Origin of the sequence: Paenibacillus sp. S02, assembly GCF_019454065.1 — a bacterium.
Lineage (GTDB): Bacteria > Bacillota > Bacilli > Paenibacillales > Paenibacillaceae > Paenibacillus > Paenibacillus polymyxa_B.
In genome coordinates this window covers 3,667,793-3,693,029 of the sequence record NZ_CP073682.1, presented here as the reverse complement: position 1 = coordinate 3,693,029, position 25,237 = coordinate 3,667,793, and the positions used below count along the sequence as shown (strand labels likewise).

21 protein-coding genes are annotated in these 25,237 nt (G+C 46.2%); 18 read left to right on the top strand and 3 right to left on the bottom strand.

What is annotated here, in order from left to right; genetic code table 11:
- Positions 1-353: 353 nt before the first annotated feature.
- From KAI36_RS16400 to KAI36_RS16380, 5 genes are all read left to right on the top strand, one after another.
- Positions 354-2,339 (top strand): sensor domain-containing diguanylate cyclase, encoded by a 1,986-nt coding sequence (locus KAI36_RS16400; RefSeq protein WP_220025428.1) that lies wholly within the window; start codon positions 354-356, stop codon positions 2,337-2,339.
- A 196-nt stretch (positions 2,340-2,535) separates the two neighbouring features.
- Positions 2,536-3,387, top strand: a complete 852-nt coding sequence (locus tag KAI36_RS16395) for a hypothetical protein (protein WP_481856490.1) — start codon at positions 2,536-2,538, stop codon at positions 3,385-3,387.
- 76 nt (positions 3,388-3,463) lie between these two features.
- On the top strand, positions 3,464-4,579 hold the full coding sequence (locus tag KAI36_RS16390; protein WP_013310916.1) for an aminopeptidase: 1,116 nt from the start codon (positions 3,464-3,466) through the stop codon (positions 4,577-4,579).
- Positions 4,580-4,668: 89 nt separating this feature from the next.
- On the top strand, positions 4,669-4,911 hold the full coding sequence (locus KAI36_RS16385; RefSeq protein WP_013310915.1) for an HPr family phosphocarrier protein: 243 nt from the start codon (positions 4,669-4,671) through the stop codon (positions 4,909-4,911).
- Positions 4,912-5,052: 141 nt separating this feature from the next.
- Positions 5,053-5,343, top strand: coding sequence for an Fpa/YlaN family protein (locus tag KAI36_RS16380; protein ID WP_007431028.1), 291 nt, complete (start codon positions 5,053-5,055; stop codon positions 5,341-5,343).
- Positions 5,344-5,484: 141 nt separating this feature from the next.
- On the opposite strand, the gene cax is transcribed toward KAI36_RS16380, so the two are convergent.
- Complete coding sequence (cax, locus tag KAI36_RS16375) at positions 5,485-6,555, bottom strand: calcium/proton exchanger (protein ID WP_071641588.1); 1,071 nt, start codon at positions 6,553-6,555, stop codon at positions 5,485-5,487.
- A 192-nt stretch (positions 6,556-6,747) separates the two neighbouring features.
- On the opposite strand from cax, the gene KAI36_RS16370 reads away from it, so the two are divergent.
- Positions 6,748-7,113 (top strand): Asp23/Gls24 family envelope stress response protein, encoded by a 366-nt coding sequence (locus KAI36_RS16370; protein WP_013310912.1) that lies wholly within the window; start codon positions 6,748-6,750, stop codon positions 7,111-7,113.
- Positions 7,114-7,339: 226 nt separating this feature from the next.
- On the opposite strand, the gene ftsW is transcribed toward KAI36_RS16370, so the two are convergent.
- Positions 7,340-8,599 (bottom strand): putative lipid II flippase FtsW, encoded by a 1,260-nt coding sequence (gene ftsW / locus KAI36_RS16365; protein ID WP_025723472.1) that lies wholly within the window; start codon positions 8,597-8,599, stop codon positions 7,340-7,342.
- Positions 8,600-8,849: 250 nt separating this feature from the next.
- Between ftsW and KAI36_RS16360 the strand changes: the two genes are divergently transcribed.
- The 9 genes from KAI36_RS16360 to KAI36_RS16320 all read left to right on the top strand — a co-directional run bounded on the left by KAI36_RS16360 (position 8,850) and on the right by KAI36_RS16320 (position 18,148).
- Positions 8,850-10,049, top strand: coding sequence for a M20 metallopeptidase family protein (locus KAI36_RS16360; RefSeq protein ID WP_220025427.1), 1,200 nt, complete (start codon positions 8,850-8,852; stop codon positions 10,047-10,049).
- 91 nt (positions 10,050-10,140) lie between these two features.
- Positions 10,141-10,569 carry a CBS domain-containing protein gene (locus KAI36_RS16355; RefSeq protein WP_023989320.1) on the top strand — a complete coding sequence of 143 codons (429 nt, stop codon included), beginning with the start codon at positions 10,141-10,143 and terminating at the stop codon, positions 10,567-10,569.
- Positions 10,570-10,744: 175 nt separating this feature from the next.
- Positions 10,745-12,565 (top strand): DNA repair helicase XPB, encoded by a 1,821-nt coding sequence (locus KAI36_RS16350; RefSeq protein WP_220025426.1) that lies wholly within the window; start codon positions 10,745-10,747, stop codon positions 12,563-12,565.
- 6 nt (positions 12,566-12,571) lie between these two features.
- Complete coding sequence (locus KAI36_RS16345; protein ID WP_220025425.1) at positions 12,572-14,596, top strand: helicase-associated domain-containing protein; 2,025 nt, start codon at positions 12,572-12,574, stop codon at positions 14,594-14,596.
- A gap of 108 nt (positions 14,597-14,704) precedes the next feature.
- Positions 14,705-15,145, top strand: coding sequence for a YlbF/YmcA family competence regulator (locus KAI36_RS16340; RefSeq protein WP_220025424.1), 441 nt, complete (start codon positions 14,705-14,707; stop codon positions 15,143-15,145).
- A 39-nt stretch (positions 15,146-15,184) separates the two neighbouring features.
- Positions 15,185-15,445, top strand: coding sequence for a YlbG family protein (locus KAI36_RS16335; protein ID WP_023989316.1), 261 nt, complete (start codon positions 15,185-15,187; stop codon positions 15,443-15,445).
- 230 nt (positions 15,446-15,675) lie between these two features.
- Positions 15,676-16,113: a hypothetical protein gene (locus KAI36_RS16330; protein ID WP_023989315.1), complete on the top strand. Its 438-nt coding sequence runs from the start codon at positions 15,676-15,678 to the stop codon at positions 16,111-16,113.
- A 209-nt stretch (positions 16,114-16,322) separates the two neighbouring features.
- Positions 16,323-17,282: a selenium metabolism-associated LysR family transcriptional regulator gene (locus KAI36_RS16325; protein WP_220025423.1), complete on the top strand. Its 960-nt coding sequence runs from the start codon at positions 16,323-16,325 to the stop codon at positions 17,280-17,282.
- Positions 17,279-18,148 (top strand): PHP domain-containing protein, encoded by an 870-nt coding sequence (locus tag KAI36_RS16320; protein ID WP_220025422.1) that lies wholly within the window; start codon positions 17,279-17,281, stop codon positions 18,146-18,148. The genes KAI36_RS16325 and KAI36_RS16320 overlap by 4 nt, the downstream gene beginning before the upstream one ends.
- Before the next feature lie 93 nt (positions 18,149-18,241).
- On the opposite strand, the gene KAI36_RS16315 is transcribed toward KAI36_RS16320, so the two are convergent.
- Complete coding sequence (locus tag KAI36_RS16315) at positions 18,242-19,987, bottom strand: Rqc2 family fibronectin-binding protein (RefSeq protein ID WP_220025421.1); 1,746 nt, start codon at positions 19,985-19,987, stop codon at positions 18,242-18,244.
- Between the two features lie 229 nt (positions 19,988-20,216).
- Here KAI36_RS16315 and KAI36_RS16310 point away from each other — a divergent pair, with 229 nt between their 5' ends.
- The 3 genes from KAI36_RS16310 (at position 20,217) to KAI36_RS16300 (ending at position 25,190) form a co-directional block, all read left to right on the top strand.
- A complete protein-coding gene (locus tag KAI36_RS16310; RefSeq protein WP_220025420.1) occupies positions 20,217-23,015 on the top strand; it encodes a calcium-translocating P-type ATPase, SERCA-type in 2,799 nt (932 codons plus the stop codon).
- 108 nt (positions 23,016-23,123) lie between these two features.
- Complete coding sequence (dapF, locus tag KAI36_RS16305) at positions 23,124-23,957, top strand: diaminopimelate epimerase (RefSeq protein ID WP_220025419.1); 834 nt, start codon at positions 23,124-23,126, stop codon at positions 23,955-23,957.
- 207 nt (positions 23,958-24,164) lie between these two features.
- On the top strand, positions 24,165-25,190 hold the full coding sequence (locus KAI36_RS16300; RefSeq protein ID WP_023989310.1) for a hypothetical protein: 1,026 nt from the start codon (positions 24,165-24,167) through the stop codon (positions 25,188-25,190).
- The last annotated feature ends 47 nt before the right edge of the window (positions 25,191-25,237 follow it).

The following is a 25,237-nucleotide window of genomic DNA, read 5'->3' as shown; positions in this document are numbered from 1 at the left end:
AGACGCACTACTGACAGAAAAGTTCAGCCGCTGTCCTGTCAGCAACAAAAAAGATGAGGGTGACACAAACTGTTACGCCCAAAATTTAAGATCCGCACAGTAGATAGTTCTGCCGTACAGTCTTTTTCATTAATATATACTATATGTAAGAGTGGGTCAATGTCAAGAAAAGAAAAAGAATGAAAACGTCAGAATTTGTCGATAGGGCTTAAGAACTAAAAAAGTGGGACGAATTTCTGAAAAATGGATGCAAATTTCTAGAGTTGAGAGTAAAATAGATCATATTATGAGCTATAGTGGTGTATAGCCGCTGTCTTGGTACAGCTAATTTTGCTGTGAAGGAGCGCCTTAATATGTCGGAATTTTCAACAACGGATCAGCAAATGCTTGACAGTAAAACAGTCCAGGCTGGCGGTGCTCCGCTGTTTGATGATAAAGGATATACGTCTTTTGCCTGGCTCCAGAACATGGATATGACACCCTATGATTTCCCCTATATTAACCAGCTGCTTGTCCAAGGATATCGGAGTTGGTTACAGCAGAGCAATGGTATATCCTGGATTAACGAAGAATATACTGCTGTTTTTAATTTTATAGGAGTTCGTGTTGCTGGTAGGGAAGAAGATGATGACGAGGATTTGGATTTGGTCGAACGTTGTTGCATATCTAGAGAGATGGAAGTGAGTCAGCGCAAACTTCGTGATGGAAGCCTTGCGTTTGTGTATATGGTTCCCATACTATGCCGTAATTACAAGAGGGAGCCCTTTGCCGCTCTTCGTTTTACACGGCCTGCTCAACATTCTGTTTCAAATCAGGACACATTATTAGCAGCTGCTTTACATTTTAAATCCTGCTTTTACTCGAAGTTTGAGTATATATTTATGGAAGATATCCTTGGGATGCAGAATCGAAGCGATCGTGAAGGTAGACGCCGTTCTATTTTATTTCAGATTGTAAAACGGATGCATGACAAAATTGACGTGGAAGGCGTGCTGGATGAGGTATTCGGGAGCATCGCCTATTTGTTTCCCCATGTAGATATCACCTTGTATATGAGTCAGGATCGACACAGTCGCAATCCGCAGGTCAAACCTTTGCTGTTGCATGAACGGGACGAAGATGTATGCGTCCGTGCATTTATGAAAGGGCAAATGGCTGTGAATGAGCCTGTCGGTACACAAGATGAAATGACTGAAATCGGCATCCCATTACGTGGCAAGCAGGGTGTATACGGTGTTTTCCATATGATCCTTCCATCGGGTGCGGATAGTATGAAAAAAGTGGATTTAGAGCTGATTGCCATGATGGCGGATACGGCTGGCACTGCATTTGAAAATGCGAAGCTGCTTGAGCAATCGAATGTACTTATCCATGAATTGCGTCTCATTAATGAACTGGTTCAGCGCTTGAATCAGAGCCTGAAGTTAAATGAAATATTTGAATTTGCCGTGCAGGAGTTATTAAAAATGTTCATGGCGGACTTTTGTTGTATTGTACAGCTTGATCAGGATGGAAGCTGTTTTAAGGTCATGTCGAGCAATGTGGAAAGCTTAAGACTGGAAAGTTACCCTCATGAAGATGGATTTGCTGGACTGATACGCAAAACAGGAGAACCAGTGATTGTGTCGGACTATAGAAAGGATGGGAAGATAACCTCTCATTTTATGGATGCGACGGACTCCCAGTCTTTGATGGCTGTACCTATGAAGACCAGCGGTACTCCTAAAGGGGTTATACTATTGTCCAGCAAGCTTCCACACTTTTTCTCTTACGATAATTACAAAATGCTGCAAATGCTAGCCCCTCATATCGGGTTGGCGGTAACCAATGCTATGCTGCACGCTGAGGTGCGGCGGCTGGCTAATATGGATATGTTAACAGGTCTGTATGTACGTCATTATGTGGACCAAATCATTCAGCAACATCAGGAAAAGGATTTCTGTGGATCTCTTATTTTGGTAGATATTGATCAATTCAAACAGGTGAATGATACGCATGGGCATCAGACGGGTGACGAAATTTTGAAAAGCGTCAGCAATATCGTTCGTTCGGCGACTCGCGATGAGGATGTATGTGCCAGATGGGGCGGCGAGGAGCTTGCCATTTATTTACCGCAGCTGGGGGTGCAGCAGGCGCTCGGATATGCAGAAAAAATACGTTACCGTGTACAGCATGAAACCGAGCCTCAGGTGACTGTTTCTTGCGGGATTGCTGAATGGAACTGGCTGGACGAGCAGATCAGTATTGAATCTTTATTTTATAGGGCTGATATGGCCTTGTACGAAGCGAAAAATGAAGGACGCAATCGAACAGTTGTTGATCATGTAGCCAATGTGTAGAGAATATTCCTTAGGGAATGTTCTCTTTTTGTCTTGCATAACCCATTGCAGACAGGTAATCCTAAATGTGACTATATCGTGTGTATGATTTGAACTATAGGGATAACACGATGAAGTGAACCAGATAGCATAACTGCCTTGAAGCAGGATTATTGCTCATGAGTACAGTTATGTTCAGGATAGGACGGATGATGGGATGCATTGGAAAAAGCAATGGGTGATGCAGGTTTGTGGTGTGTTCCTTGTAATAGGTGTGTTAAGTGGTTGTGCACTGGATCGACAATATACTCCTGAGCAGATTTTTAAGAGATCTGTTGCAGGAATGGCCGGCAAAGAGATGGTAACGTTTACTGGACGGACTGCAATTAGAGCTGACAGTGGTCTGCCAACGAATAAGCAGTTTGAATATCGCGGTAGGCTAAGAAATCACGATGAATTGATCATGCATTGGGGCTCTACAGAAGCTTTTCGTAAGCAAGGTGGCTACGTGGCCCTGCAACAAGGTAAGTCCGAGCATGATGTTACACAAGAACGTTTTCTTCGTCAGAGTGGAAAATGGGTTGCGCTGACATCCGGTTATCCCCCTCTGGTTGGAAATGGTATGTTAAATCGCTTCAATCCGATTCAGGAGCTTGAGGAATTAAATACACTGAATAAGAGCATTCGAATGGAAACGGGAGCTCCCCGGGGAACTTGGGTATTGAGGATTGAACCGGAATCTGCTTCGGCAAAGCGCTGGTTGAAAGATCGTTTAATAAAAGAAATGAATACTTTAAACCCTCAAATCGGGATATTAAAAACGCAGCATACAGGAACGAATCGAGAACTGCAAAAGAAGCTGACTCAAATATGGTCACAAAGTTGTGAGGATATGAGCAACCAGCTGGAGCAATCTATTGTGCGTACTGTGTATCATCTGACCATAGATCGCCAAACAGGTTTACCCTTAAAGCTTTCATCGGAATGCAGGATTTCCCGAGAGGGAGTAAATGAAGAGCTGCATCAAGAGGCTTTGATAACCAGAGTTACTTTTGAGGACTACAAGTAACGGAGCGGGCGTGATACAATGAATTTTGAATTAACCATTGTTCAAAAAGAATGAAATAGAGAAGGAGAGACACTACATGAAAGATCCTAGAATACTTAAGCTGGCGGAAAATTTGGTAGGTTACTCTGTTGAAGTGCAGCCTGGAGAAAATGTACTGATCGAAATGATTGGTACAGAGCGCGACTTGCTCAACGCCATCATTCATGAAGTTGGTAAAAAAGGTGGAAATGTTTTTGTACAACTTACAGACCGTAAGGTACAGAGCGCCATGCTTCGTCACGCGACAAAGGAGATGCTGGAGACCTGGGCTGAGATTGACCTTAATCGGATGAAGCAAATGCACTGCTATATCGGAATTCGTGCAGGTGAAAATGTAAATGATCTGTCAGATGTGCCGGAAGATAAAATGAAAATGTATAATTCCATTTATCAGCATGCGGTACATAGCGAACAACGGGTGAAACACACCAAATGGGTAGTGCTGCGTTATCCGAATGACAGCATGGCTCAATTGGCGAATATCAGCACAGAAGCGTTCGAAGACTTTTATTTCGATGTGTGTAATCTGGATTATGCAAAAATGGACAAAGCTCAAGATGCATTAGCAGACCTGATGAATCGGACGGACAAGGTACGGATCAGCGGACCGGGTACGGATTTGAATTTTTCTATTAAGCAAATCGGAGCTATCAAGTGTTCAGGTCAATGCAATATCCCGGATGGCGAAGTATACAGCGCGCCTGTACGTGATTCCGTTAACGGAACTATCAGCTACAATGCACAAACCCTGTATAATGGTATTACTTTTGAAAATGTTAAATTCCGTTTTGAAAATGGTAAGATCGTGGAAGCGACGAGTAACGATACGAAGCGGCTGAATGATATTCTCGATTCTGACGAGGGAGCACGTTATATTGGTGAGTTTGCCATCGGGTTTAATCCGCACATTTTACATCCAATGAAGGATATTTTGTTTGACGAGAAAATCGCCGGCAGCTTACATTTTACACCAGGTCAAGCTTATGAAACAGCGGATAACGGTAATCGTTCATCCATCCACTGGGATTTGGTGTTGATTCAGCGTCCAGAATATGGCGGTGGTGAAATTTATTTTGACGATGTTTTGATTCGTAAAGACGGCATCTTTGTACTGCCTGAGCTGGAACCATTAAACCCTGAAAATTTAAAATAACGATATCCGTTCTTGCTGAGAAAGCGATTTCAATGTATTATTATGGATGAGTAACGATACATGACAATTCAGTAAAGCGAGGGATCTCTATGTCCAATAATAACGCGGCTGTTGTTGAAATTGCACAGACGGCGAGCAAGTTCACTTCTTCCATCGTCCTTCATTCCGAAAATAAGTATATTGATGTGAAAAGTATACTGGGCTTGTTTACGACCCTAGTCAGCAGCCATAGCTATGAACTACACGTTCATGGACCAGATGCGGAGGAAGCTAAGAAAGCGATCATCGAGGTGTTCGAGAAGCACGGACTTCATATTTCAGTAGCCAGCTAACTTTATTCTTAAAGCAAAAGCATCCCTACCTGTAACTGTAGGGATGCTTTTTTTGTCAGGTTCTTGTATTAGCCTGCAATTTGGTCTAATATTAAGGATAGGACGTCTTGTGCGACATTGAGACATAGGGGGGAAGAATCCATGACTTCATCTGATTTGCAGGAACAATTGAATATCAAGGCTATTAATCTGCTTCAGGAAGATGCAGATAAAATAAAGAAGCTTATTGAAGTACAGATGGAGAATCTGGCAACCCGTTATTGCCCTCTCTATGAGGAAGTGCTGGATACTCAGATGTACGGATTTTCCAAGGAAGTGGATTTTGCGGTTCGCGCTGGACTTCTTCCGGAAATGGTAGGTAAACAGCTGGTCAGTGAGCTGGAACGCAATCTGGCTATTCTATATGAGGCCATGAATAATAAGGCCAATTAGGAAGACGGTTGAATTGATGAGAGCATGCGGAGTTTGAGAGCATGCTTTTTTTGATGCCTTTTTTAAAAAAAATGTTCTTTTAGGATGGTGAAAGCGCATCGCCCTTCCACCATCCTAATGCACATTTTAAAACCTTAAAAGCTACACAAGGAAGAAGGATACACCTAACAATACATACACTACCAGTAGCATGAGTCCCTCATACCAGTTGGTTGAGCCGTCCTGGGTGATGGATTTGGCGATAAATACAGCGACAGCAATGGCGACCAGCTCAATTGTGGTGAAAACAATATTCATCGTGTTTCCCATAAAGTAACTGACAAAAATCAGCACAGGGGCAACAAATAGTGCAATTTGCAAACTGCTGCCGATAGCTATTTCGACAGATGCACCGATTTTGTTCTTCATCGCCAGTAAAATAGCAGCGCTGTGTTCTGCTGCATTACCAATAATAGCAACGAGGAAGGCACCTACAAACAATTCGCTGAGCCCAAATTGGGTCGTAAATACCTCCAGTGTACCTACCAGCCATTCGCTGACAAAAGCGACCATGACGGTAGCGAGTACCAAATAGGCAATGGATTTGTTTCTGGACCACACAGGGGCATGCTCATGTGGCAATTCTTCATCTTTTTGTTCGGTCACATCAGCTAAATAGTCCTTATGCGTAATCATAGAAAAAATAAGCCACGCAATATACGCGACAATGAGCGTGCCTGCGACAATAAGGCTGAGCGTATCTGATTCGCCATCCGTGATAACGTGTGTGTTCAGAAAGACAGCTGGAACGAACAAGGCAATAACAGCCACAATCATCAGAGAACCACTTAATCCAGCCAGCGATATATTGAAGTTTTGCACTTTGTACTTCAAACCGCCAGCGAACAGACTTGCTCCGAGCACCAGCAGCAGATTACCGATGATGGAACCGGTAAGACTGGCCTTTACCATATCGTAAAGACCTTCTTTAACAAGAAAGATGGCGATGATCAGTTCGGCTGCGTTACCAAAGGTGGCATTTAAGAATCCGCCTAAACGTTGGCCAGCATAATGCGCGACACTTTCGGTCGCCCTGCCGAGAAAACCGGCTACGAAAACAACAGAAATTGCACAAATGACAAATTGGGCTATAGCGTTCCAATGCGTGTAATGAGCGACTGCACTAAGAGCAAATGTCGCTATAAGCAAAGCGGGAGATAACCATTTTTTCAATGAAGAGCACCTCGATATCAATAGATGTGTACAAGTTTGGTGAAAGCTGTCACTTGTATGGATTTTCTAAATTAATATACCCAAAATGATATAGGTTGTAAACGAAAGTTGTTTTTCATACGTAGGGTTTGCATTTGGAGTGGTTGAGGCTTTACAATACAAATAAAGGATGGATGAAGGGGGACATAGGTCATGGCAGAGCAAATTCAACAACTGGAAGCAGGAAACATCAAGATTTCCAACGATGTCGTAGGTAAAATTGCCGGGATGGCCGCATTAGAGACACCGGGCATTGCTGCAATGTCAGGCGGTTTATCGGAAGGCTGGGCCAAAAGGCTGAGCGGTAAAAATGTGCAAAAAGGCGTATCAGTGGAGGTTGGACAGCTGGAAGCTGCCATTGATCTACGTATTATCGTGCTCTACGAAACACCTATTCATGAGGTGTCCCGAATTCTTCAGCAAAATGTGCGAGAAGCCGTCGAAAGTATGACGGGTTTGCGGGTCGTGGAAGTGAACGTAAAAGTGGAAGGTGTCGCGTTCAAGGACGACGCAGTGTAAAAGAATCAGGAACCGATAAATTGACGTTTTTCACCAATTGTATACATGCCGGGAATTCCGTGGGATAACCCGAATAAAAACACGAAAACTGGTGGTTATAGAATCGCCAGTTTTCGTTTTGTGAATCAACAGTATAGCCATTTTTGCAGAGGGTTCCCGTATTTTATACATAACCAAAAGAACTTCCAAAGCCACCGTTGTAAGTGGTCCATGGAAGTTCTTTTTTTTAACGAAAACGGTTGGTTCTACGCGTTTGAAAGCGATTGGGTACTTCATTACGGACAGCTACCCCTGTGGTGCGTTCCTGTACCGCTTGTTTGGTGTTCTCACGAGAAATACTGAGCATAATGCCCATGGAAAACATCATGACAAGTAGGGAGGAGCCACCAAAGCTGATAAATGGAAGCGTTACACCAGTGATTGGAATCGTTTGGGTTACACCGCCGATATTAATGAAGGCCTGAATGGCGATCAAACCCATAATGCCAGTGCCTACCAACGTTCCGAACGGATCATGGCAACGCAGAGCAATGATCATGCCTCGCCAAATGAAATACAAATATAGCATCAGGAATATGGCTGTTCCGACAAATCCGAATTCTTCACCAATTACAGAAAAGATAAAATCATTAAATGAATTAGGAAGATAGTGAAGCTTGATAATACCTTTACCAAATCCTGACCCGTTTAAGCCGCCTTCACCTATAGCTTGCAAGGACTGTACCAGATTGTATCCTGTTCCTTGTCTATATTTCTCGGGATTAAGAAAGGCTTGAAAGCGTCCGATTTTGTAATCTTGCTTGGCAGCAGCTTGTCCATCTGTGGTTCCAGAATCTCCTCCAAACAACGACCCAATGCCAAATACGATGGAAGCGCCTAGCACGAGCAGAACAATTGATGCTGTAATATGCTTTACACTGGCTCCCCCGGCATAAATAATCAGACCACTTGTAGCAACCAAAATGAAGCAGGAGCCTAAATCAGGTTGAAGCATGATGAGTCCTGCAACACAGCCTACAATGACTGTTACAGGTATGTAGCCAGTTCGCAGATCTCTAAAACGATCTCCTTTTTTGACGATCAGTGCGGATAAGTAAAGAATGATGGAAATTTTCGCAAGCTCCGTTGGCTGGAAGCCAACACTACCAAACCTGAGCCAGCTTTTTGCGCCGTTAAGTGAGCCTGTAAAAAGAACGATGATTAGCAGTAATATAGTTATGAAAAATAAAGGTACAAAAAGCTTTTTATATTTTTCCATCTTAATATTCATAGCTACCAACATAATAAAAAGTCCAAGTACAGCAAATGCAGATTGGCGCTTCACAAAATATAAAGAGTCAAAATTGTATTCTTTATTCAGCAGAGCTACGCTGGAGCTGGAGCTAAATACCATAATTACACCGAATCCAACCAATAACAAAGTGAGGATCAGCAATTGAAAATCCGGTGTGCCTCTTCTTCGAGTCTCCGGCTTCGTATTTCTCATATCAGCTTCCCCCGGTATTCGCCACAAGGTATATTCCTCGCAGACGGTTATCATTTTATCGTTTATCCATTTTATCATATTATGTTTGTTGGGCTTCTGCAACCTCCCTGGAGCAACAGATATCGCAACAATTCCATATCTGCTACAATAGGATGAAAATGAAGACTTGAGAGCAGCGGTGCATACGTGGTGACGCTGCAAGATTAATTCGGGAACTTGCCCGGTGCTTTAAAAGGAGAGGTGGAGCAGAATGACACAACATGCGATAGATAAGATCTGGTTTGATCGTTTGCAAGAAAACATGGTGGAGTGGCGTAGACATTTACATAAGAATCCCGAAATTTCCTTTCAAGAAAGCAAAACCGCAGCTTTTGTAGCGGATAAGTTGGAGAGTTGGGGAATCGAGATTCGCCGTCAGGTAGGGGGACACGGTGTTGTAGGCACCATTCGTGGTGCTAAACCCGGGCCTGTCGTCATGCTGCGCGCCGATATGGATGCTCTTCCTATTCAGGATGAAAAGGAATGTGAATATCGCTCCAGCGTGGACGGAGCCATGCATGCTTGCGGCCATGACGGACATACATCCGCGTTGCTTGGAACGGCTTACTATTTCAGTCTGAACCGGGACGAGCTGCAGGGAGAAATTCGGTTGTTGTTCCAACCTGCGGAGGAATTGCTGCCTGGCGGAGCGGTCAGTGTAATAAAGGATGGTATATTGGAAGGTGTGGATGTCATTTATGGCATCCATTTATGGACACCTTTTCCGGTCGGGACGGCCGCGAGTTGCGCAGGGCCGTTGATGGCGGCGGCAGACGATTTTTATATTGAAATCACAGGTAAGGGTGGACATGCTGGGATGCCCCAGTCCACGAATGATAGTGTCGTGGCAGGTTCAGCTCTTGTAATGCAACTGCAAAGTGTTGTAAGCCGTTCAGTCGACCCATTACGACCTGCCGTGCTGACGGTGGGAACCATCCAAGGGGGCTCTGCGCAAAATGTGATCGCAGAAACGTGTCGCTTGAGTGGAACGATTCGTACGTTTGATGAGGAGACACGAACGGTAATGAAGGAGCGACTGCATGAGGTGACGGAGCTTACAGCCGCAACATACGGTACAACAGCACAGCTTCGCTATATTATGGGATACCCACCAGTTGTCAATGACACACATGAAGCATCTCGTTTCTTTAATGAAGCAAAATCAGTTTTCGGCGAGGAGAATGTACAGGAAGCGTCGAAGCTGATGCCTGCTGAAGATTTTGCGTATTATTTGGAACGTGTGCCAGGTTGCTTCATGTTCGTAGGAGCGGGTAACCCAGTTAAAGGAGCAGTTTATCCACACCATCATCCGAAATTTGATTTTGATGAAGATGCTATGATTAACGCGGTTCGTTTGTTTATTGCGATGTCTACGGGATACGCTGCGGAACGAAAAGCAGGGGGCAATTAAGGGCTAAAATGAGTTGAATTGGGAACGGTTCAATCTGGAGTATGAGCTGAATGAAATGGGGTACCCTACTCTTGAAAAGGAGGGAGTACCCATGAAAAAGGTTCAGGAAGTTATGACTAAAAAATGCGTAACGGTTACCCCGCAGGACAATATTTATGAAATTGCGGTCAAAATGAAGGACAATGATACTGGTTTTATTCCGGTTGTGGAAAGCGAAGGCAGTGATAAGTTGATCGGTGTAGTAACGGACCGTGATCTTGTCGTTCGCGGTTATGCGGCTAAAAATTCGGGTTCGGGTTCGGTCGATACGGTTATGACGACAGGTATTCGTACAGCTAGTGCGGACATGTCGGTGGACCAAGCAGCTGAACTGATGGCAGAGCAGCAAATCCGTCGTTTGCCCGTAACGGAAGGAGACCGTCTGATCGGGATTGTCTCGATCGGTGATTTGGCTGTTCGTAATATTTTTGCAGACAACGCTGGAGAGGCGCTTAGTCATATTTCCGAGCAGGTCCACTAGAAGAATAATTAAGTAGGCATTAGTTTGGGGAGGTCTTTACCCCGAGCTTCTAATCAGGAGTTCAACCCGAATATGGGTTGGGCTCCTTGCTATTCTGGTTGATATGCCAATAAACGGATAAGCTATTTATTATATAAGTTTAAAATGAGTATTGTTAGATTATCAGGAGGTAGTTATGAATCCAGATCATCCTTGTATTGTACAACGTGATTTTACCGTTCTGCTGGAAATGGGCTTGCCCGGTTCAGAATGGGCTCGTTCACAGTTGCAGATTTATGCGGAGCTGGTTAAAAGCCCGTCCGCTTTTCATACATACCACATCACTCCATTGTCTTTGTGGAACGCAGCTGCCCTCGGATGGAGTGCTGAGGACATTCAAAATAGTTTGCACTCCATGTCCCGTTGGGATATTCCACGTGATTTGTTGAAGGATATTGAACAGCTCGTTTCTCGTTATGGGACGTTGACACTTTCACGGGAGAGTACGGAAGAAGAGCGAACTTATAGCACAGATACGATTGGCGCATACCGTGCTGAGCATGAGCCAGACGGAGGTATAAAGACAGGGAAAGCCAACAGCTATACAATGGGTGATCGCTTGATCTTGGCAGCAGAGACCCCCGCTTTACTGGGTGAGCTACTGACCAAGCAAGAGCTCAAACAGCTTGGTTTACTTCGCGTTGATGAGGTAAGCGCATCGGTCCCGCCCGAAAATCGGGGCTTGCTCAAGCAGGAATTAACGCGCTTGGGATATCCCGTTGTGGATACGGCAGGCTATCTTGAAGGGAATCAGCTTAGTTTTACCTTGGGAAAGGGACAAACGAAGTTGCAGCTTCGTGATTATCAAGTAAAGGCCGCTGATGCGTTTGAAGGAGCGGACGGCTTAGGGGGGAGTGGTGTACTGGTACTTCCATGCGGAGCCGGAAAAACAGTGATAGGTATGGCGGTAATGAATCGGTTTCAGTGCGAAGTGCTTATTCTAACATCTAATACTACTTCTGTACGGCAATGGGTAGAAGAGTTAAAGCGAAAGACGGATATTCCTGCCGATTCCATCGGGGAATATAGTGGTCAGAAAAAAGAGGTGCGCCCGATTACGGTGGCGACCTACCAAATTTTGACACACCGTCGCACCAAAGATGGGGATTTTGAGCATATGAAACTACTGAGTGAGCGGAAGTGGGGACTCATTATATATGATGAGGTTCATTTGCTGCCCGCGCCAGTATTCCGGGCGACGGCTGACATTCAGGCTACTCGTCGTTTAGGGTTAACAGCCACGCTGGTTCGAGAGGATGGTTGTGAACGCGATGTGTTCTCTTTAATTGGACCCAAACGGTATGATATGCCGTGGAAGGAACTGGAGCGACAGGGCTGGATCGCTCAGGTCGATTGTGTGGAGCTACGGCTTCCAATGACAGCTGAACTTTTGGAGCGCAGTATGCGTGCCGAGGGTAGACAGCAGTACCGAATTGCAGCCGAAAATCCGGTCAAACTAGAGGCGGTACGTAGCCTGGTGCAGCAGCACAGTGGCTTGCCCACGCTTATTATTGGTCAATATTTGGACCAATTGCGTATATTGGCTCAGGAGCTCGGTGTCCCACTGATTACGGGTTCAATGAGCCAGACGGAGCGGGTGCGTTGGTTTGATGCGTTCCGCAAGGGTACAATTCGGACCCTATTGGTATCCAAGGTTGCAAACTTTGCGGTGGATCTGCCGGATGCGGCAGTAGCCATAGAGGTATCGGGTAGCTTTGGCTCTCGTCAGGAAGAAGCGCAGCGACTGGGCCGCATTTTGCGACCAAAGTCGGGCGAGAATAAAGCTTATTTTTATGCTCTAGTGACGGAGAATAGCAAGGAGACAGATTTTGCAGCTCGTCGTCAGCTGTTTCTGATTGAGCAAGGCTATGAATATGCGGTTCGCAGATTTAGTGTGACAGAGGCAATCGAAGGCCGGGATGATAAGCCTGATTGTGGAAAGAAAAAGGAGGCCTAATCAAGAATGGGCGTAACGAACACGCAAGACAGCTGGAATGAGCTTTCATCAGATGAGCTGCTGGTGCTTAGACGATGCTTTATCCGGTACGCGGGACAGCCCATGAAGGAAGAAGAACCAATACAGCTTACCCGGGGAGCGTTAAGCGGAGTCGAAACGAAGCTGGCACTACGTGGATTACGTGTCCGAGGCTGGCTGGAGGCTGTTACCAAATCGTGGGGCGAACGAATTTTATATATTCCGGTTCATCGGCTACCGGATTTGTACGATATGTTGTTAGAGCAAAATCCAATGAACATGATGCATTCGGATCATCCGATAACGGTACATGAATCAATGACAGGCCTGGAGTCGGACTTGCTGCATGTATTGTCACGTATTGCGGTACAGGGCGTTCCTTTGACGGCCAAAGGAACTATACATAAGCGGTCATTGCAAAAATTGAATGAACTGACTCCCTTTCGCCCAGAGGACCTGATGGGTCTTGGGTTGCATTATGCGCATGCAGAGCTGTATCCAGTTCAAACGGTGGTAATGATGGATTTGCTACTCAGTTTGGGTCTGTTAGTGAAAGAAACTGTGTCTTTTCGCATTCAGGAAACGGAACTGGCGACTTGGATTCGTTTGTCTGCTTGGCAAATGCGCAAGCATATTTTTGCTACACTCATGGAAAGATACGGCAAGGCCGAAGCGTCTATGCAGCATTTTCGCTATATGCTGTGTGCCGTCTCCCAGTATGTAGGAACAGAAGGGTGGATATCTATCAAGTGTCTGCTGCAATGGATGCTTCAGGTAGGTCTAATCCAGCAGGAGATTACGAACGGAGCTGATTCCAAGAAAGGGGCCCTTTTAGACCTTGTTCCTACAATCTCAAATACGGAAGGGTTTGCGGGAGAAACGGTATCTGATTTTAATTTCAATGGACCTTTCATGGAGGAATTGAAGGGTTGGCTGAAGGCCCTGACTGCTTTTGGAATGGGTGATTGGGGCCAGACTGCTTCGGGCGAACTGTGTTTTCGCTGGGATGTATCTGTGATAGATATGCTTCGTCCCAATAATTACGAGGATACACATCAAGAACAAGGTACTTTTTATGTACAACCTGATTTTGAAATATTGGTTCCACCAGATGTGGCATATGATGTGCGCTGGCGACTGGAATGCTGCTGTGAACGTGTGACAGGAGATCGGATGGTAGTATACCGGATCACCAGAGAAAGTGTTACAGAGGCAATCGAGTTAGGAATGGAAGCCAAAGCAATTCCTGCTCTTCTGGACAAGTTCAGCCGGACAGGTGTGCCTGATCATGTACGTATGGCGGTAGAACAGTGGGCAGGCGATGTCGGACGGACGGCTTTTGCAACGGTAACACTTTTGCGATGTGGCACACAGGAGGATGCAGACATGGTTGCACGCCATCCCGCACTGGAAGGATTGCTGGAACGGCTCGGTGACAGGGACTTTATTATTCCGACGAGCTCTGCTGTCAAAATACGAAAAACGCTTGCTGCAATTGGATTAGGTCCACGTCGTGAACTGGAAGGTGTGGACGATCCGACTCATCATTATCCATTGATTTTGGAACCAGAGAACATAAGTTCAGGCAGCCCCAACAGTGAAATGGAGTCCGACCCTACTCAAGCCCGTTCTATATTTTCCCAAGAGGGAAGAGCAGGTTTTGTTTATACTGGGCGCACGCTGCATTTTTACGAACAAGAGCACACGCTGCCTGATCCGTCTGACTATTTTCCAGAAAGATCTACAGTCCCCTCCTCATGGACAAAAGAATGGAGGAGTTACCATACTTCCACTGCCCGGCAGTTGATCGAGCAAGCGATTCGTTGGCAGGCTGCTGTGGGACTGCGAATCGGTGGGAAAGAGGTTAAATGGATACCGGAGGCGGTGGTTCCCGGTGCACCATGGATTGTCACAGGCTGGTACGCCTCAGGAATGGATGACGAAGCACCTTCTCCTGCGGCTTTACAGCCAAGTGAATGGTCAGACATGCGGCTGCTGGTTCCTTTTACATAGTAGAGCCAGGAAGTGCATGAAACTCCTTCTTCTCAAAAGAAGGATGTGGTATGATAAATGAGTCTACTTTTACAGGGTAGAACTTTATATAAAGTGAGATGAACATTCATGAGCGTAGCCGAATTGAATACGGTCAATATGGCAGAAGTGCTTATTAACGCCTATGAATTGGGCGATATGGTCAACCGATCCTTTGAGGTATCGGATTATTTATATTGGAAACAGCGTGTGGAATTGAACCCGTCTATTCAGGCGTGTGTACGCAAGCTGGATGCCAAAAAGGAGCTATTCGCGGAAACGGAGCGTTTTGGGCATTTTCATCCGAACTATCATGAAGCGAAGGATGCAGTGCAGGTCGTTGAGCTGGAACTGGAACAATTCGAGGATGTTAAGGAGTTCAAACGGGCAGAAAAGGCGCTGGATGATATGCTTCATGCCATGTCTGAAACAATTGCATATTCCGTGTCCGAGACCATTAAGGTGCCGAGCAACGATCCGAATGTGAAAAAGGGCGGATGTGGCAGCGGAGGAAAATGCTCCTGTGGATAGGTCATAGGAATGATACCGAGTGGAGGGGAGATGAAGCGAATGTTTGCCGAGCGGACAGGGTACATCATTTGGGTAAGCGATATCAAGGCTGCCCGTAATCTGGAGAAATACGGAAATGTCCACTTTATTTCAAAGCGTATGCATTATGTAGTTATATATATGAATGCGGATCGGGCAGAAGACACCGTTAAAAATATTCGCAGACTTTCCTATGTGCGTAAGGTTGAGCGCTCTTTTCGAAATGAGATTAGGACGGAGTACAACGACGATAAGGAAAAGATGAAAGAATATGAAATATAAGCTTCTAATGTCTATAAATTGTAAAATTTTCTTAAAAGGTCAGCCTACGGGCTGGCTTTTTTTTGTAAAGCCAGGACTTTTGCATAATGGTCTTAATGCTGTTAGACCTAAAAAATCTTTAAAAATCACCCATAAACTTCAATTTTGTAACTTGTAGTCCCGGGTCTGTTGAGGTAACATATGAATATATTGGTAGATATAAAGACCTATCTGGTGGGGAGAGTGATCCCGTGCGTGACAAAGCAATGCAGCGATGGAGTACATACGAACCGTTCTACGTGGAGATGGGCGATAAAAAAGTCGCCGATATCGTGATTACAAATCATGCGAAAACTCGCTACTTAGATCGGATAGAGCAGAAACAGTCCGAGACGAATCATATCGCCGCCTGGCTTTGGGAATGCCTAAAGCAAAACAGGATGGAGTCCTACTATCATAACGAAGAGGATGTATATTTAATTGATGGTGATCTGGTCGTCGTGGCCGAATTTGGAGAGTTGCCCGGCGAGATGGATATTGCGGGGAATCCGCTGCACAAGATGATTGTCATTACCTTTTTGGGCCGGATGTCGGAGACCATTGAATTAAGGGATTTGAAGTCATACTATTCATGGCTACGCCATTCGCGGCGCATGACACTGATGAAAAGCACTCGTAAGCAAAAATAGACGGTGATTGGGCGGTCGGCCCTAGATGAAAAAATCTCCGAACTTATGATTACCGTCAACTTTAAGTAGAAAGTATGCAGTTATTAGCTGCATGCTTTTTTTATTTCCAACAATATAACTCTCCAATTTGGTAAGTTTACTTGGAAATGCTTCGACAGATGTTTTTCTTATGTTAAAATAGGGAGATCAGAGGGGAGAGGGCTGTCAGTATGAACTTTCATCAGTTGCACATTTTTTATACCGTAGCGGAGCGCGGAAGCTTCTCGGCGGCGGCACAAGCGCTGCATATGACACAACCTGCGGTGACGATGCAAATTCAGTCTTTGGAAGATTATTTCGGCACGAAGCTGCTGCAACGTTCGACTAAAAAAATCGAGCTTTCAGAGGCGGGAGCGACACTACTGCCTTTTGCGAAAAAAAGCATGCAACTGATCAGGGAAGCTGACGAGGCGATGTCTGCTTTTACTCACATGCTGGAGGGAAGATTGCATATTGGCGCCAGCCTAACGATTGGTGAGTATATTGTACCAAGAATGTTGGGGCCATTTGGCCAGGAATACCCTCATATACGTATGGCGATGAATGTGATGAATACGACTCAAATTATGGATGATATACTAAAACATCAGTTGAATTTAGGACTGATTGAGGCCCCAGTCCAGCATCCAGATATCGTGGTGGAACCTGTGATGCAGGACGAACTGAAACTGATTGTGCCTTCAGGACATGCGCTGGCCAAGGCTAAAAAAGTGGTTCTGGAAGATGTGTTTAAGCATCCTTTTGTAGCCAGAGAAAAGGGATCTGGTACACGTCAAGTGATAGAAGATGAGCTGAAAAGTCGTGGTGTGGATGCCTCCCGACTTGGTATTGTAATGGAGATGGGGAGCACTGGAGCGGTCAAATCGGCGGTGGAGGCTGGACTGGGTATTACCATGCTATCACCTTCTTCAGTGAAGCATGAAGTTGCGCTCGGTTTGTTGAAAATTGTAAACATTTCAGATATCACGTTCAAACGAGAATTTTATGCAATTCATTTGAAGTCGGCATTATTGCCGATTCCGGTAGTAACCTTCCTGTCTTACTTGCGTCGTCATGATCAGGGAACGGACGTGCTGAGGGACTCGCAGGACGAGCTTGCAAAGTTGAAAGAGAAGGAGGATGAACAATGAAGGAGCAGATTAACGTAAAACGATATGATTTACATACACACACCCAAGCATCTGACGGTATGCAGCCACCTGCAGATAATGTGCGCTGGGCCAAGGAAAAAGGACTGGCAGGTGTGGCCATTACAGATCATGATACGGTAGCTGGCCTGGAAGAAGCTCTGGAGGAGGGAAAACGCATAGGAATTACTGTGGTGCCAGGAGTGGAAATTAGTACTCGAGCTGGCGGTAAGGATATTCATATACTCGGTTATTTTATGGATTACCGCAATAAAGTGTTTTTGGAGCGGTTGGAAAAGCTTCGCCAGGCGCGGGAAACCCGTAATGATTTGATTTTAAGTCAATTGCGTAGTCTGGGCGTGGAAATCACACTGGATGAAGTGGTGGCTACGATGGGCAGACCGCTTGCACCAGATGAAAGCATTGGACGTCCGCATATGGCGGATACGCTGGTTCAAAAGGGATATGCGAAGGATATGCGAGACGCGTTTGACCGTTACTTGGCGGAAGGAGCGCCCGGATATGTGTCTGTACCCCGTGTAGAGCCTGCGGAGGCCATAAACTGGATTCGTGAAGCAGGAGGGGTACCTGTGGTGGCCCACCCTGGCTTGTACGGAAATGATGAGCTGGTTCGCTCTATTATAGAGGAGGTGAAGCCTGTGGGCTTGGAGGTGCGACATTCGGACCATGATGCTGAGGCTGAGAGCCGATATACTGTGATGGCGGCGCAATATGGGCTTATTGCAACTGGCGGCTCGGATTTTCACGGCGCACGCCAAGGTGTTATTTTCCACGGTGATCTGGGTAGCCGTAGTGTGGAAGGTCAGGTTGTCGAGGAATTGAGGAAGGCTGCTGTTGGACAAAAGTAAATAAAAAGCCCCTTGCCTTATGCATGGAACACAAGAAGTGTACCGTGCAAAGAACAAAGGGCTTTTTTTGTGGATTCAATAGGCTAGTGAAACTTAGCCGTTTTTGATGCGATTCGGTAGCTTTTTGACCAGTTCCTCATCGGGTGTAATGAAGAGCGTACGCTGATGGTCGTAGATGACAAAGCCGGGTTTGGCTCCGCTGGGCTTACGTACATGCCGAATCAGGGTGGCGTCCACAGGTACACTGCTGGATTGCTTGGCCTGGCTAAAATAGGCAGCGAGTTGAGCTGCTTCCTCCAGCGTCGTATCCCCGAATTGCTCAGCACGTATAACGACGTGTGACCCCGGAATATCCTTTGTGTGCAACCAGGTGTCATTTGGTCCGGCCAGTCGATTTGTCACATATTCATTTTGCAAGTTGTTTTTGCCGACCAGTAACTCGATACCTTCGGATGATGTATAGACGTGCAGGGTTGGACGGTCGTTTTTCTTCTTTTTCTTTCCTTTTTTGACCCGATCTCTGAGATAGCCCTGCTGAACCAGTTCTTCACGTATTTCCTCAATGTCATTCATAGAGGCATAGGCTAGCTGCTGAAGAAGATTGTCCATATAACGGATTTCTTCGTGCGTTTTCTCCAGTTGTTCATCAATGACAGCCAAGCTGTTTTTATATTTGTTGTATTTTTTAAAATACCGTTGTGCATTATCCGACGGGTTGAGTAATGGGTCCAGTGGGATGATTATTGGACGCTGTTCCTCATCATAAAAGTTGATGAGCGTCACTTCTTTGTCACCTTTTTTCACCTCATGCAGCGAAGCGAACAGCAACTCTCCATAAATACGAAATTGATCGGCATCTTCCGCCTCGGCCAAATCCTGATGGAGATAGTCGAGTTTTTTTAGGTTTTTACTCCGCTCGTTTTGCAGAAACCGCAGTAGGTCACTGACCTTTTGCTTAACCGTATCCCTTTCTGCTTTTTCACCGAAGAAGTCCTCCATACACTCACTGATAGTAGCGTACTCCTTACGTCCTTCTTGGATCAACGTCAGTGGAATGGCTGAGAATATCACTTTATCTTGTGCGTTTAGTCCAGATACCGGCTGAAAACGATGATTCCGCACGTCATCCATGATGTGACTGAATGTCCTCCATAGTGAACGATCACTATCACCAGATACTTCATTAGTTACTCGAGCTAATATCTCCTCAGCAATGAGGGGACTGAGTCCAGTAAAAGTGTTCACGATCCAGCGTTTGGGAGCTTCTTCGGCCTCGATCGCTGTTTGATACGAGGATATGAAGGCTGCCTCTTCCGTTTCTAGTGGATTCAGCTTGTTTTGTTCAGGAGGCTCCGTGTATTGAAAGCCAGGCATAATGACCCTATAGCTGCTGATAGACGGTGTGACATGATGAATGCCATCCAGCATCACGCCTGTTTCTGGGTCAAGCAAAATAATGTTGCTGTGTCTACCCATCAGTTCAATGATAATTCGTTTGAGTGAAATATCTCCCAGTTCATCACGTTGACGTATATCCATGTGAATAATACGCTCCATGCCCACCTGCGTGATTTTCTCAATAACGCCTCCTTCGCAATGCTTGCGAAGGAGCATACAAAACATAGGGGCTTCTGTCGGATTAAGAAAGCTTTGTTCTGTAAAATGTACACGCGGGAAGGTCGGATTAGCCGACAGCAGCAGCTTTACGCTTCCGCCTTGTGCCCGCAGATTCAGCACAATATCGCGATCATTTGGCTGATGTATTTTATTAATGCGCCCGCCCCGGATGCCTTGCAGTTCGTGTACGATAGCGCGGGTTACGATTCCGTCCAATGCCATAATTATGTTCTCCTTTGAAGCAAATGTATTTTCGCCTTCCTTCTATGATACATAACTTTGGGACAAAACTTAAGCGGCTTTGTGATATTTCAGGTCCTGTCCGAATAGATTGAATCTAGAAAGTCTGTCCAGCTTATCAGCAATCGCGGCACAAAAATATAATAACGGGCAGCCATCCTACGCACAACCGACGGAAACGGACTATCTGACCGGGAGGGAATTGGGGAGAATGGAACAAGCACATTGGCACCAATTAAGCAATGAACAGCTTTCAACAAGTCTGGAAGTCGACCCGAAGCAGGGTCTTTCGGAGGAACAGCTTGCGGAACGAAGAGAAAGGTCAGGATGGAATGAGCTGAGCGAGGGGAAGCGAGTTTCGGCAATCTTGCTGCTGCTCAACCAGTTCAAGGATTTTATGATGCTCGTATTGATGGGAGCGACCCTGATATCTGGCCTGCTTGGCGAATATTTGGACGCGATTACCATTATTGCTATTGTTGTACTGAATGGAATTCTCGGCTTTGTACAGGAATTCAGAGCTGAGCGTTCATTGCGAGCTTTGAGACAACTGTCGGCTCCAACCGCCAAAGTGTTGCGGGGTGGCAAACGAATTCAAGTTCAAGCCAGAGAACTGGTACCGGGTGATATCGTGCTGCTGGAAAGTGGTGACCGCATTCCCGCAGATGTAAGGTGGTTGAGTACGAACGGCTGTGATGTAGAGGAGTCCGCCCTGACAGGTGAATCAGTTCCGGTGAGTAAGCATTCCCGTCCTATTCATGCCGCCGAAGTACCACTCGGGGATCAAAAAAACATCGGTTTTATGGGCACGATGATGACTAGAGGAACCGCACAAGGAATGGTTATACGTACAGGTATGAGTACCGAAATGGGTAAGATCGCAGACTTGATTGAAAATACGGAGTCGCAGGAGACACCGTTGCAGCACAGATTGGAGCAATTGGGCAAAATTTTGATTATCGTAGCGTTGGCGCTAACGGTGCTCGTTGTGGTAGCAGGCATTTTACATGGACAGCCAGCCATGAGCATGTTTTTGGCCGGAGTGAGCTTGGCTGTGGCGGCTATACCGGAAGGATTGCCGGCTATTGTGACGATTGCGCTCGCATTGGGTGTGCAGCGTATGATTAAACGAAAGGCGATTGTGCGTAAGCTGCCTTCTGTTGAAACGCTCGGCTGTGCATCTATCATTTGTTCCGACAAAACGGGCACCCTGACCCAAAATAAAATGACAGTCACCAAGCTATGGCTGGACGGTCGCTTCTGGGGAGTTACGGGAGAGGGCTACGACCCACACGGGCATATTATGGATAGAGACCTTCCTGCTGATCTTAAAAACGGACAATCTCTGCGTAGACTGCTACAAGCCAGTGTACTTTGCAACAATGCTGAAATTGTTCAAGCTGATACAGAGGAGTTGCGTTCGAAAAAGAAGACTAAAGAGCCGACGCCGTCCGCCGTTTGGGAGTTGAAGGGTGACCCGACGGAAGGAGCACTGGTCACGTTAGCTGCCAAGGGCGGAGTCACGCGACAAGGGCTATATGAGCTGTACACAAGGGAGCGAGAATTCCCTTTTGACTCGGATCGGAAGCGAATGTCGGTACTCGTACGCCACCAGGGAGGACACATCGTCTTTGCCAAAGGTGCGCCGGATGTGCTGCTGGGTCAGTGCTCCTACATTTTATGGGAAGGAAATGTCGTTCCGTTAACGGGCACGCTGCGCCAAAAGGTACTGGCAGCTAACGAAGGAATGGCCTCAGAGGCGCTGCGTGTACTTGGTGTCGCTTACCGTGACATCCGCTCACATGAGCGTGTCTCTACGGTTGAGGAGGCTGAAGCACAGCTGATTTTTATCGGGCTGACAGGCATGATTGATCCGCCACGTCGCGAGGTTCGCGAAGCCATTGGCAAGTGTCGTCGTGCTGGCATTCGCACTGTGATGATTACCGGAGATCACGGTACAACTGCAGAAGCCATAGCACAGCAGCTGGGCATTCTTCAGCGCGGATCCCATGTGTTGACAGGACAGGAATTGTCTGTGATGGATGATGCAGCGCTGGACAAAGCCGTTGATACCGTCTCTGTGTATGCACGGGTTTCGCCGGAGCACAAGCTGCGGATCGTCAAGTCACTGCAAAGACGCGGACATGTCGTAGCCATGACCGGAGATGGCGTCAATGATGCTCCGGCGATAAAGGCGTCGGACATCGGTATTGCGATGGGCATTACGGGGACGGACGTAACCAAAGAAGCGGCTGCGCTTGTACTGAGTGATGATAATTTCTCAACGATTGTAGCCGCAATTGAGGAAGGACGGAATATTTACGAGAATATCCGTAAATTTATCCGTTATCTACTCGCCTCCAATGTTGGTGAGATTTTGACGATGTTCTTTGCCATGATGGCCGGGCTGCCATTACCTTTGTTACCGATTCAGATTTTATGGGTGAATCTGGTGACTGATGGCCTACCAGCGATGGCTCTGGGGGTGGACCAGCCAGAAAAGGATCTCATGGAGCACAAACCTCGTGGCGCAAAGGAAAATATTTTTGCTCGTCGACTGGGCTGGAAAATCATTAGTCGTGGCTTGTTGATTGGTTTATGTACGCTAGCGGCCTTCTGGCTGACATTACGTATTGCACCGGATGACGCAGGACAATTGATCAAAGCACAGTCCGTTGCCTTTGCTACGCTAGTCCTGGCACAGTTAATTCATGTATTTGATTGCCGTAGTTCCCGTTCTATTTTCCATCGTAATCCGTTTCAAAATAGTTATCTCGTGCTTGCCGTGCTCTCTTCCGTAGTGTTAATGCTAGTGGTTATGTACGTGCCTATGCTGCAACCTATTTTCAAAACGGTACCGCTCGGTTTGCGTGAGTGGGCGCTATCCATTGTGGCAGCCGGGATTCCCACGTTTCTGATGGGAGCGGGAAGTGTATGGGGCGGTCGACGCAACCGTCGTCGCGGCGGAAATACACACTTTTCAGCGGGACGTACGAAGTTTTCAGCCTAGAAATCGGGTCATGTATACCGCATCGCTTTCCCACTATTGCCCTGTATGATATCATGGGATCAAAGCTTCAGAGGAACATGATATCAGCAGCAACGGCGGAGGTAAGCTATGGAATTCACAAAAATGAACGGTCTAGGTAATGATTTTATCGTTTGGTTTGGGCATCAGGATTTGCCGTCTGACGCCTCGGAATTAGCTGTTCGGCTATGTGATCGACATTTTGGTATTGGTGCCGATGGGTTGGTATATATATTGCCGTCAGAAAAAGCGGATTTCTGCATGCGTATCATTAACTCGGACGGCTCGGAGGCCGAGCAATGCGGTAATGCTATCCGGTGTGCTGCTAAATACGTATATGACCGTAAGCATATCAATCGTGAACAGATCACGATCGAGACACTGGGTGCAGGGGTACAGCAGGTCGAACTAACTGTAGAGAACGGACTTGTTCGTATGGTGAAGGTGGATATGGGAGAGCCGATTCTTGAGGGTTTGAAGATTCCAACTACACTGGATCTGTCCAGCGTAATTAATGAGCCCGTTGAAGCTGGCGGGAGTGGTTTTCGCTTTACGGCTGTATCTATGGGGAATCCGCACTGTGTCATTTATGTGGAGGATGCGCCAAGCTTTGATCTGGAAGCCTGGGGGCCGAAGCTGGAATGCCATCCGCTGTTCCCTAAAAAAACAAATGTTGAGTTCGCCACGGTACGTAGCCGGAAGCATATAGATATGAGAGTATGGGAGAGGGGAGCCGGACCAACGCTAGCTTGTGGAACCGGAGCCTGTGCTACACTTGTTGCTTCTGTACTAAACGGGTACAGCGACCGCCACGCCATTGTAAGCCTGAAGGGCGGCGATCTGGATATCGAATGGAGCGAGGACGATAATCACATATATATGACGGGTTCGGCTGAGATCGTGTACGAAGGTCGTCTGTTCTAAATCATGTGAACTTTAAAAATAGCGTGCAAGTGGTCTATAAAGCGTATAGAAGTGAGTGAAAAGAAGACCTTAGTAGGTCTTCTTTTTTTGGACTTACATGCCACTGTATACAAGGAATACGATGAACAAAGCAACATTCTGTCTTTTTTTGGCGCCTGAACGATGTATAATATAGAAAATGAGAAAACAATAAGGAGGCCGTTCATAGTGCGGAAATTTCGTTGGATTTCAGCAGTTGCAGTCCTCATATTTGTAGCCACCGCGCTTCCGGTTCAGGCAGCGACCATTCCTGCTGGCGCGGAAACGACGGACAAGCAGGTTGGCTCGCTAACTCCGACAGTGGTAAGCCGTTTAGAAAAAGCGGTGCAAGAACTCATCGGTTCAAAGACAGCATTTCAATTTGACGATGTGACAGATATGGGGAAAACTTGGATTGTAGAGGGCGAACTGGAAGATGGAACTGCGACGTTGCAGACAGAATATAATAAAGAAAAAAACAGAGTGGATTCTACAACCATACGATATAAAATAAGTAGCTTGGGAAAGGCGATGAATGCGCCACTCAAGACGAAAGTGCTAAACAGCGCCAAAGCGTTTGACAGCAAGCGTCCTTTGCAATTTGAAGCATTCTGGCGGGTCAAATCCCCTTATCAGTCCAACAAGCCTTCAAATTACTGGGTATTTTGGGGCGCAGGAGAACAAGCTTCCTCCTTGTATGTAGATGTGGATCGAGGTAACGCTATTACCATCAACGCGGACTACGCGCTGAAGCAGGTGGACCCTCTGTTACTGAACCGTGCAATGAACACATTTAAGCGTGTGAGTGGACAGCGAATCAAGGTACAGCACGCTTCACGGTACAAGGACGAGACGAAGGGACTTTCATATTGGTCGTTCGAGGATGCAAACGAGGCGAGTGAGGTCAAAATTAGCGCGGTAACCGGTAAAGTGCTGGCCGTATCCACCTATGGGGTGGATTGGAATGATGACGCAGATTTCAAAAAAACATTTGCAAGCCCGAAATATACTGCCTCAGAAGCTTTGAAGCTAGTCAAGCCCAAGGCTCAGATGTTGTTTAATATCAATTTGTCCGGCTATAAAGTGAAAGTTCAAGGGAATCAATATACGTTCTCCAAGCAGCAAAAGGGAACGGATTCTATTGTGGCTAAAGTGAATAAAAAAGGGACTTTTTACGCTTACTCTCTCCATTCTTCCGATGGGAAAATGCCATGAAAATGTAGTAGGAAATAGAAAAGATAAATCAAGTTGCTTCACTCCTG

Bases quoted from the DNA above. Each gene is read 5' to 3' on its own strand.
- KAI36_RS16400 (WP_220025428.1), top strand. From the start codon at position 354: ATGTCGGAATTTTCAACAACGGATCAGCAAATGCTTGACAGTAAAACA.
- KAI36_RS16395 (WP_481856490.1), top strand. From the start codon at position 2,536: ATGCATTGGAAAAAGCAATGGGTGATGCAGGTTTGTGGTGTGTTCCTT.
- KAI36_RS16390 (WP_013310916.1), top strand. From the start codon at position 3,464: ATGAAAGATCCTAGAATACTTAAGCTGGCGGAAAATTTGGTAGGTTAC.
- KAI36_RS16385 (WP_013310915.1), top strand. From the start codon at position 4,669: ATGTCCAATAATAACGCGGCTGTTGTTGAAATTGCACAGACGGCGAGC.
- KAI36_RS16380 (WP_007431028.1), top strand. From the start codon at position 5,053: ATGACTTCATCTGATTTGCAGGAACAATTGAATATCAAGGCTATTAAT.
- KAI36_RS16370 (WP_013310912.1), top strand. From the start codon at position 6,748: ATGGCAGAGCAAATTCAACAACTGGAAGCAGGAAACATCAAGATTTCC.
- ftsW (WP_025723472.1), bottom strand. From the start codon at position 8,599: ATGAGAAATACGAAGCCGGAGACTCGAAGAAGAGGCACACCGGATTTT.
- KAI36_RS16360 (WP_220025427.1), top strand. From the start codon at position 8,850: ATGACACAACATGCGATAGATAAGATCTGGTTTGATCGTTTGCAAGAA.
- KAI36_RS16355 (WP_023989320.1), top strand. From the start codon at position 10,141: ATGAAAAAGGTTCAGGAAGTTATGACTAAAAAATGCGTAACGGTTACC.
- KAI36_RS16350 (WP_220025426.1), top strand. From the start codon at position 10,745: ATGAATCCAGATCATCCTTGTATTGTACAACGTGATTTTACCGTTCTG.
- KAI36_RS16345 (WP_220025425.1), top strand. From the start codon at position 12,572: ATGGGCGTAACGAACACGCAAGACAGCTGGAATGAGCTTTCATCAGAT.
- KAI36_RS16340 (WP_220025424.1), top strand. From the start codon at position 14,705: ATGAGCGTAGCCGAATTGAATACGGTCAATATGGCAGAAGTGCTTATT.
- KAI36_RS16335 (WP_023989316.1), top strand. From the start codon at position 15,185: ATGTTTGCCGAGCGGACAGGGTACATCATTTGGGTAAGCGATATCAAG.
- KAI36_RS16325 (WP_220025423.1), top strand. From the start codon at position 16,323: ATGAACTTTCATCAGTTGCACATTTTTTATACCGTAGCGGAGCGCGGA.
- KAI36_RS16320 (WP_220025422.1), top strand. From the start codon at position 17,279: ATGAAGGAGCAGATTAACGTAAAACGATATGATTTACATACACACACC.
- KAI36_RS16315 (WP_220025421.1), bottom strand. From the start codon at position 19,987: ATGGCATTGGACGGAATCGTAACCCGCGCTATCGTACACGAACTGCAA.
- KAI36_RS16310 (WP_220025420.1), top strand. From the start codon at position 20,217: ATGGAACAAGCACATTGGCACCAATTAAGCAATGAACAGCTTTCAACA.
- dapF (WP_220025419.1), top strand. From the start codon at position 23,124: ATGGAATTCACAAAAATGAACGGTCTAGGTAATGATTTTATCGTTTGG.